The organism is Chitinophagales bacterium (assembly GCA_040877935.1).
Taxonomy (GTDB): Bacteria; Bacteroidota; Bacteroidia; order Chitinophagales; family CAIOSU01; genus JBBDNB01.
This window is the reverse complement of record JBBDNB010000042.1, coordinates 64,252-71,590: the sequence shown is the minus strand read 5'-3', so window position 1 is coordinate 71,590 and position 7,339 is coordinate 64,252. Positions and strand designations below refer to the sequence as shown.

Sequence of the window (7,339 nt, the reverse complement as noted above, 5' to 3'; positions counted from 1 at the left end):
AAGGTGCCTGATCATCCCCTTCAAATCCTTTTTCAGCTCCTTGTCCAGCATACCCCGCCCCACCTCCCGCAAGTTTGCAACTTGTGGGAATTCCTTTCAATACATCTTGTAGTCGCCTCCATATGGAAATAAAAATAAGAAAAAATGGCTGTTTGTTGGTTGGGATTGTTTGGGTTTGGTGGAAGAAGGTGGGATATGAACCCATTACTTTTTTATTTCCAAAGGTGGATTTCTTAAAATATCATGGACTACTTTCTTTAAAATGGCGATATTTTTTTTATTACTATTAAATATTAAAGCATGTTTGTAATCAACACTATTAGCTAATATTTTGTCCTCAAAGTAGAGTATGGTAATTTCTTGTCCAAAGGAGTAGATTGTATAACCTGTAGTAGCATGATATTCATGATCTGAAACTTTATAATAGGTCCATTGAAGTCTTTTAAGAGCATTTTCTACAACAGCCTCTTTGTTTATATTATCATTCAGGTTTTCTACTATTGTATGCAGTCTGAGCCTTCCAGGTATCATTGATATAGAACGAATCAATACTAATGTGCTTAAAAAAAATGTCACAGAGAAAATAATTAGATTGCTTATTATTAATTCATTTCCTAGTAAATAATCAAGAAAATGAGATAAAAACAATGATGAAGCAACTAGCCAAAACATTATAAAAAAAAACAACACCCCAAATGATATAATGTAATCAAAGATCGAAGGTTTTATTCTGCCATTTCTTTTAACTCTGTCAATATTTTGCATATATATTATTTAAATTGTTATTCCCCTGCTGGCGCAAGAATTAGCAAAGCGGTTCTTGTGCCTCCAAAGCAAGTTTGCAACTTGTGGGAATCCCTTTCAATATTACATTTTGTAGTCGCCTCCATATGAAAATAAAAATAAGAAAAAATGGCTGTTTGTTTGGGTTTGATTGGGTTTGGTGGAAGAAGGCATTCGGGCGGGCCAGAGTGCCATTCTTGCCAACTATGGAGCCTTTCTCACTATTATTACCCTTCACATAAATTTACTTTTCAGAGTTATTAAAGGGTTCAAAAGAGTTTAAAAATAAGTCAATATTAGTATTATCTTGATTTTTAGCAGGTGAAATCACTGAAGCTGTATAAAGTATGGTGTCACACAAATATAACTTAGTGTTTATTATAGCATTTATCGGCTTAGAAAGCATTTTGATCCTTTTGATGTAACAACTATTAGATTCGGATATTTTTTTACTTTCAATTAATTGTGCATCAAGATTATTTTTTATTGATTTTATAGATGAATCTATAAATGCATATTTATTTTGTTCAAACTTATTTATTGCTAAGCTTGAGATTTTTTCGAATGATACTTGATATAAATGATTTGGATCTTTTTGTTCAGGTTTGTAAACTGTGGTATACTTGTACGCATTACCACTTGAATAAATATCTATGATAGTATCAAAATGATTGGGTGGTTCTGGAAAGTAAGAAATGTAATTTCCATTAAGATCTATATGTCTAAACCATTTGTTTTTAATACTATCGTTTTTATTATTAGCATTATTACAACCAAAAATAATTGCTAATAGCAATAAGATAATGCTAAATATTAATGCACAATAATTCATCTTGAATATTAATAATTTTTATTCAATAGCCTTCTTCTTATTAGATTATTTACAGTTTTTAATAGCGAATGAGTTCATATACTTATTTATATAAATGTTTCTTTGTTCTTTAGGTGTTGAGGAAACCATCAAAGTGTACAGTGTATTATTGCAAAATATCACTTTAACAGAAAGTATAGTACTTTTATCCGCGTTAAACATTTTAACTCTTTTGGCTTTACAATAACCAATGTCTGACTTTTCAATTTCTGATCTAACAATTTCTGATTCAAATAATTTTTGTATTGTGTCGATTTGAGAATTAATGAGTTCAAAATCTTTTAAACCAATAAGTTTCAAAATTGAGTCAGAATATATTTTGTGCTCAATAAGATAGAAGTTATTGTATTCATTTTTATAGGGGTTGTATGATATAAAATAACTGTTTAGGTTGTATTTACTAAAGTGTCCTGTTATTACTGTATCATAATCAGTTGGCTCGTTTGGAAATTGTATAGAATATCCGCCACTTTTATTACAATAGTTAAACCAATTATTTGAGTAACTATGTGAGCTTTCATTACTTTTGTCATTTGATGAACATTTAATAAAAAAAATAATCAAAATAAAATAAAATATTAGTTTGGGAATCATAAATTGCCTTTTAAAACTAAACATTATTGTAAATCAAATTATTTAATTATTGTTTTATTAACTGCTTTTTTTCCCGCTGGCGCAAGAATTAGCAAAGCGGTTCTTGTGCCTCCATCCCAAAGTTTGCAAAGCTTGCAACTTCTGTGAATCCCTTTCAATATTACATCTTGTAGTCGCCTCCATATGAAAATAAAATTATGAAAAAATGGCTGTTTGTTGTTTGGGCAAGGTTGTGTTTGGTAGAAGAAGACTATGCTCACTGCTTAGGTGTCATTGCATCAGCTATGGGTATTTGTAACAAATTTCAGAAATCTGCTTTTCATCAAAACGACCATTTAGCTCCAATGCAGTTTTTATGTTTTTACAAAATGCTGAAGTATCTTTTAGCGAAAGTTTCAGCAGTGCATATGCTTTATATATTTCTGGATCAGTGTTGTTTAGCTTAAAACATCTTTGAAAATCTTCTTCTGCTTCATCAATGTTTCTTTGTTCGCTATTTATTAAAGCACGGGTATAAAAGGCTTCGTAATCATATTTTTGCTTCAAAGCAGAATTAATATATTTCTTGGCTAAAACTAGTGAGTCAATATTTAAGTAGACCTGCGAAATATTTAATAACACATTAAAATGTAAGCTATCTATTTTGTAGGCTAGTTTTAAATAAGCTAATGCTATAGATGGTCTTCCTAATTTCATTTGAAGAGCACCGATATTATTTAGGTCGTGTATGTTGTCTCCTTTAAATTTTAAGTGAGTTTCTGAATCATAAATTGATTTTATATACTCTTCATTTTTAAAATAAAGGGTACTTCTATTTTTATGAGCTATTGATAATATTGTGTCTACACTTAATGAAGTGTATTCAAATGATAAGCTGTCTTTATTGTTTATGATATAAGAGTAATCTTGTATTGCTTCATTTTCTAAAGAAAGATCCTCTTTAGCAAAAGCTCTAAACAAATAACATTCACCACATGAACTATTTTTCTTTATTAGCTGTGAAGTTTTTTCAATTACAAAATCTCTTTTTCCTAGGATAGTGTCATTTAGAATACTTACAAAAGAATCTATATCAGCTTGAAAATCACGATTTTCATTTTCATAGGTATTAAAGCAAGACATAAAAAACAAAGTGCCTAAAAACCATGTTTTTTTAATGCTTTTGAAAATTTGTAGAAAAATCTGTCTTGTAGTCGCCTCCATATGAAAATAAAAATAAGAAAAAATGGCTGTTTGTTGGTTGGGCTTGGTGGGATGTCATTAATATTTTACATTTTATTCGTACTTTTTTCTTGAAAAAAAAGTACCAAAAAATTCAAGGCTGCGACCAATTGAACTCATAAAAGCTACGCAACACTGCGTTATTGCGACTAAACTAGCTACGCAATTAGCGGGAAATTTTAAAAAAATTTCCCGATTGCTGTGCTTCGGACAAAGTCGCAATGACCACTACGTTTATGCTTGTTTTATGGCTCAATTGCTCAATGCCATTCTCTCCCGGATTCCGTTTTCTATTGGGTTTACTGATTCCGTAACTATTGAATATCGTGGAAAATGCCTCAGTATAAACGCTACTCAATTTTGCTCTGAAACTTTAGCTTGGTAACTTAAAACAACGACTTTTTTATTTTAAGTTGAGCCATAAACTTAAAATAACGAAATTTTTATTTTAAGTTTGAGATAGAATGGAATCGTATAAAAAAGGCACTTATAGGCAACAGTATCAATACAAATGCTTTGTCCCCCCGCTTTTGGACCAGCCATTTGAATGGAGGAGCGATGCTGTGCTTTCATTGGTTTCCAAGGCCTCGGAAGCATTGGGGGCATTGAATGTTTATGCGGAATTGCTTCCTGATGTCAGTTTCTTTATCGAAATGCACAAGATTAAAGAGGCCACTACTTCCAGCCGAATTGAAGGTACACGTACAAATATTGACGAGGCTGTGTTGAGTGAAAAGGACATTGCCCCGGAAAAAAAAGACGATTGGCAAGAGGTGCGCAATTATATCGATGCGCTCAACTATGCGATAGAAAGAGCAGACAAACTCCCACTGTCGATGAGGCTATTGAGAGAAGCTCATGAAATACTTTTATCAGGTGTAAGGGGCGAGCGAAAAAGACCGGGCGAGATCCGTTCTTCGCAAAACTGGATCGGGGGTACAAATCTTGAAAATGCGATGTATATTCCTCCTCATGACTCATTGCTCCCTGAATTGCTGGGTGATCTTGAAAAATTCTGGCACAATACGGACTGGCAATTACCACCGCTTATCAGAATTGCTATATCCCATTATCAATTTGAAGCAATACATCCTTTCCTCGATGGAAATGGACGCATTGGAAGGCTGCTTATAATATTACAGATGCTTGAATACGGTATTCTGAACAAGCCTATTTTCTATATCTCTGCCTTTATTGAAAAATACAGGGGTGAATATTACGATGCCCTGCTTAGAGTTACCAAATCCGCTGATATGGACCAATGGCTCAAATTCTTTTTATCTGTGGTTATAGAAACAGCAGAAGATAGCAAAAGGACATTGTCTGCTATTGAATCTTTACGCTCAAAATACCATGAATTGACCAGGGATTTTGGAAGAAGAAGCCAATTGGCAAGACAACTCATTAACAAGTTGTATTCTGAACCAATTGTATCGCCAAGAAGGGCTGAAGAAATGCTGGGTGTAGTTCCTGCCACTGCAAATGCTTTATTGAAGGAAATGGAAAAGGCAAAAATATTGCTTGAAATTTCAGGTCAGTCCAGAAATCGCAGATACATGCTGCACGAATACATTGATCTTTTTAGAAAATAAAGTTTTTGAGAATTTGAAAGTTTTTACTTGCCGCAAGGTGCGTTGCGGCAGGATGGGGGCAGTTATGGAGGGTATTTATCACTTATTAAATATTGTAGAATCAACCATCATACCATTTTTGTAAAACTCCTGTCTAATCAATTTGCCAGTTGAATCCCAGTAATTCCAAATACTATCTTTTGGATAATGAACCCATTCAATTTCTCTAAATGTATCTGGATCAATTTCAAATTCACAAAACGTAATAGGTAAATATTTACCTTTAGCTTTTATTGCCCCATTTTTAAAATATTCAGACCAAATCCCTACTCTTGGAGCTTCTCCTTCTTTTTTATATGCTTGATGCGTATTCCAAGAACTTATGAAATGACAATCGGAACTTTGTTGTTTTGTAAGATGGACTTTATTAACTAATGAAGTATCAAGTTCGTTTTGATCATATTTGCCTATTTCACTAACCTCTCCATTTTCATAGTAATATTTCCATACCCCTGATTGCCAGCCTTTTTTATAATAACCTTCAGTAAAAAGTCGACCGCTTTTGTAGTAAAATAAATATTTACCATGTAATAAAGAATCTTCTACATGGTAAACTATGTGAATGGTTGAATCTTTGTAGTGAATTATTACTGAATCAGTTAATTTTGATTGTTCTTCTGAATTAAGTCCATCCTTTCTGCAGTCATTACAAGAAATTATTAAAAATAAAAAAACAAACAGTTTAATTACTTGGTATGTATTTGATAATAGTGATAGTCCTGTTGCTAATATTTTTCCTATGAGTTCCCTCCACATCACGAAAGCTTGCAACTTGTGGGAATCCCTTTCAATATTACATCTTGTAGTCGCCTCCATATGAAAATAAAAATAAGAAAAAATGGCTGTTTGTTGTTTGGGTTTAATTAGATATGATGAGTGAGGGCAGTTCTGCATGTCCTGATAAATATCTTCTTTGGGATTATACCTAAAAATCAGCCCAATTTCAAAGCCCCCAATTAATTCAGTATTTTTGAACAAGAAAATTTCATAGCTATGCATTATCATACACTTGGGGAAATCCCACATAAAAGACACACGCAGTTTAGAAAACCGGGAGGCGCACTTTATGCCGAAGAACTGGTTTCTGCCGAAGGCTTTTCAGATGTTTATGCTTTGGTTTATCACTGCTATCCACCAACACTAATCAAATCGGTTGAAGCAGCCAAAGACATTCGTCCCGAAGCAGCTCTGGAACAAAATATGCAGCACAGGGCATTCAATGGCTTTAATGTAAAACCCGAATCGGATTATCTCGAAAGTCGCAAAACAGTATTGTTCAATAATGATCTGGAGATATCTTTAGCTGCCCCACAGGAATCGTTTAATGATTACTTCTTTAAAAATGCTTCTGCTGATGAAGTGCTGTTTGTTCACAAGGGCAATGGCACTTTGCGTACCTTGTACGGTGCCATCAGGTTTTCCTATGGAGATTATCTTGTAATTCCGAGGGGAACAATATACCAGTTGAATTTTAACAATGCAGAGAACAGGCTGTTGATCACCGAATCTTTCAGCCCAATACGTACACCAAAACGCTATAGAAACCAGTTTGGGCAATTGCTGGAACATTCGCCCTTTTGCGAAAGGGATATTCGCAAGCCTGAAAACCTGGAAACCAATGATGAGCAGGGGGAATTCAAAGTAATGATCAAGAAAAACGGCTTTTTATATCCTTATACTTATGCCACCCATCCTTTTGATGCTGTGGGGTGGGATGGCTATCTCTATCCGTATGCCTTTTCAATCCAAGATTTTGAGCCCATTACAGGCCGTGTTCATCAGCCGCCACCGGTGCACCAGACTTTTGAGGCACATAATTTTGTGATCTGTTCTTTTGTACCGCGTTTGTTTGATTACCATCCCGAATCTATTCCTGCGCCCTACAATCACAGCAATATAGATTCTGATGAATTGCTCTATTATGTCGATGGAGATTTTATGAGCAGAAAACATGTGGAAAAAGGAATGATTACGCTGCACCCTATGGGTATTCCCCACGGGCCGCATCCGGGCACGGTTGAGAAAAGCATAGGGGCAAAAGAAACCAAAGAACTGGCCGTGATGATCGATACATTTAAACCACTGAAATTGACAAAACAAGCAATGGATATCCAGGATGCAGATTATTATTTGAGTTGGCAGGAAGAATAAAGATTAAACCGGAATTATGCAATAGGAAACTATTGCATAATACTGACGCTTTTGGTCAGCACAAGTCAGACGATTTGAAAATCAACAA

At 34.2% G+C, this 7,339-nt stretch carries 8 protein-coding genes; 2 read left to right on the top strand and 6 right to left on the bottom strand.

Translation table 11 applies throughout. The annotated features are described in order from the left end of the window. The 5 genes from WD048_11065 to WD048_11045 form a co-directional block, all read right to left on the bottom strand. Positions 1–205, bottom strand: a 205-nt coding sequence (locus WD048_11065) for a hypothetical protein (protein MEX0812745.1), incomplete at its 3' end; no start/stop codon positions are given. Next, positions 205–765: a hypothetical protein gene (locus WD048_11060; protein MEX0812744.1), complete on the bottom strand. Its 561-nt coding sequence runs from the start codon at positions 763–765 to the stop codon at positions 205–207. The genes WD048_11065 and WD048_11060, both read right to left, overlap by 1 nt. 262 nt (positions 766–1,027) lie before the next feature. After that, positions 1,028–1,615: a hypothetical protein gene (locus WD048_11055; protein ID MEX0812743.1), complete on the bottom strand. Its 588-nt coding sequence runs from the start codon at positions 1,613–1,615 to the stop codon at positions 1,028–1,030. Positions 1,616–1,660: 45 nt separating this feature from the next. Then, positions 1,661–2,248, bottom strand: a complete 588-nt coding sequence (locus tag WD048_11050) for a hypothetical protein (protein ID MEX0812742.1) — start codon at positions 2,246–2,248, stop codon at positions 1,661–1,663. Between the two features lie 282 nt (positions 2,249–2,530). After that, positions 2,531–3,451, bottom strand: a complete 921-nt coding sequence (locus WD048_11045; protein MEX0812741.1) for a hypothetical protein — start codon at positions 3,449–3,451, stop codon at positions 2,531–2,533. A 482-nt stretch (positions 3,452–3,933) separates the two neighbouring features. On the opposite strand from WD048_11045, the gene WD048_11040 reads away from it, so the two are divergent. Continuing rightward, positions 3,934–5,061, top strand: a complete 1,128-nt coding sequence (locus WD048_11040; GenBank protein ID MEX0812740.1) for a Fic family protein — start codon at positions 3,934–3,936, stop codon at positions 5,059–5,061. 78 nt (positions 5,062–5,139) lie between these two features. Here the strand turns inward: WD048_11040 and WD048_11035 are convergent, their stop codons facing one another. After that, positions 5,140–6,099 carry a hypothetical protein gene (locus WD048_11035; protein MEX0812739.1) on the bottom strand — a complete coding sequence of 320 codons (960 nt, stop codon included), beginning with the start codon at positions 6,097–6,099 and terminating at the stop codon, positions 5,140–5,142. On the opposite strand from WD048_11035, the gene WD048_11030 reads away from it, so the two are divergent. Next, positions 6,094–7,251, top strand: a complete 1,158-nt coding sequence (locus tag WD048_11030; protein ID MEX0812738.1) for a homogentisate 1,2-dioxygenase — start codon at positions 6,094–6,096, stop codon at positions 7,249–7,251. The genes WD048_11035 and WD048_11030 overlap by 6 nt on opposite strands. Positions 7,252–7,339 lie beyond the last annotated feature (88 nt).

Coding starts and splice junctions, on each gene's coding strand:
- WD048_11060 (MEX0812744.1), bottom strand. CDS start 765: ATGCAAAATATTGACAGAGTTAAAAGAAATGGCAGAATAAAACCTTCG.
- WD048_11055 (MEX0812743.1), bottom strand. CDS start 1,615: ATGAATTATTGTGCATTAATATTTAGCATTATCTTATTGCTATTAGCA.
- WD048_11050 (MEX0812742.1), bottom strand. CDS start 2,248: ATGATTCCCAAACTAATATTTTATTTTATTTTGATTATTTTTTTTATT.
- WD048_11045 (MEX0812741.1), bottom strand. CDS start 3,451: ATGGAGGCGACTACAAGACAGATTTTTCTACAAATTTTCAAAAGCATT.
- WD048_11040 (MEX0812740.1), top strand. CDS start 3,934: ATGGAATCGTATAAAAAAGGCACTTATAGGCAACAGTATCAATACAAA.
- WD048_11030 (MEX0812738.1), top strand. CDS start 6,094: ATGCATTATCATACACTTGGGGAAATCCCACATAAAAGACACACGCAG.
- WD048_11035 (MEX0812739.1), bottom strand. CDS start 6,099: ATGCATAGCTATGAAATTTTCTTGTTCAAAAATACTGAATTAATTGGG.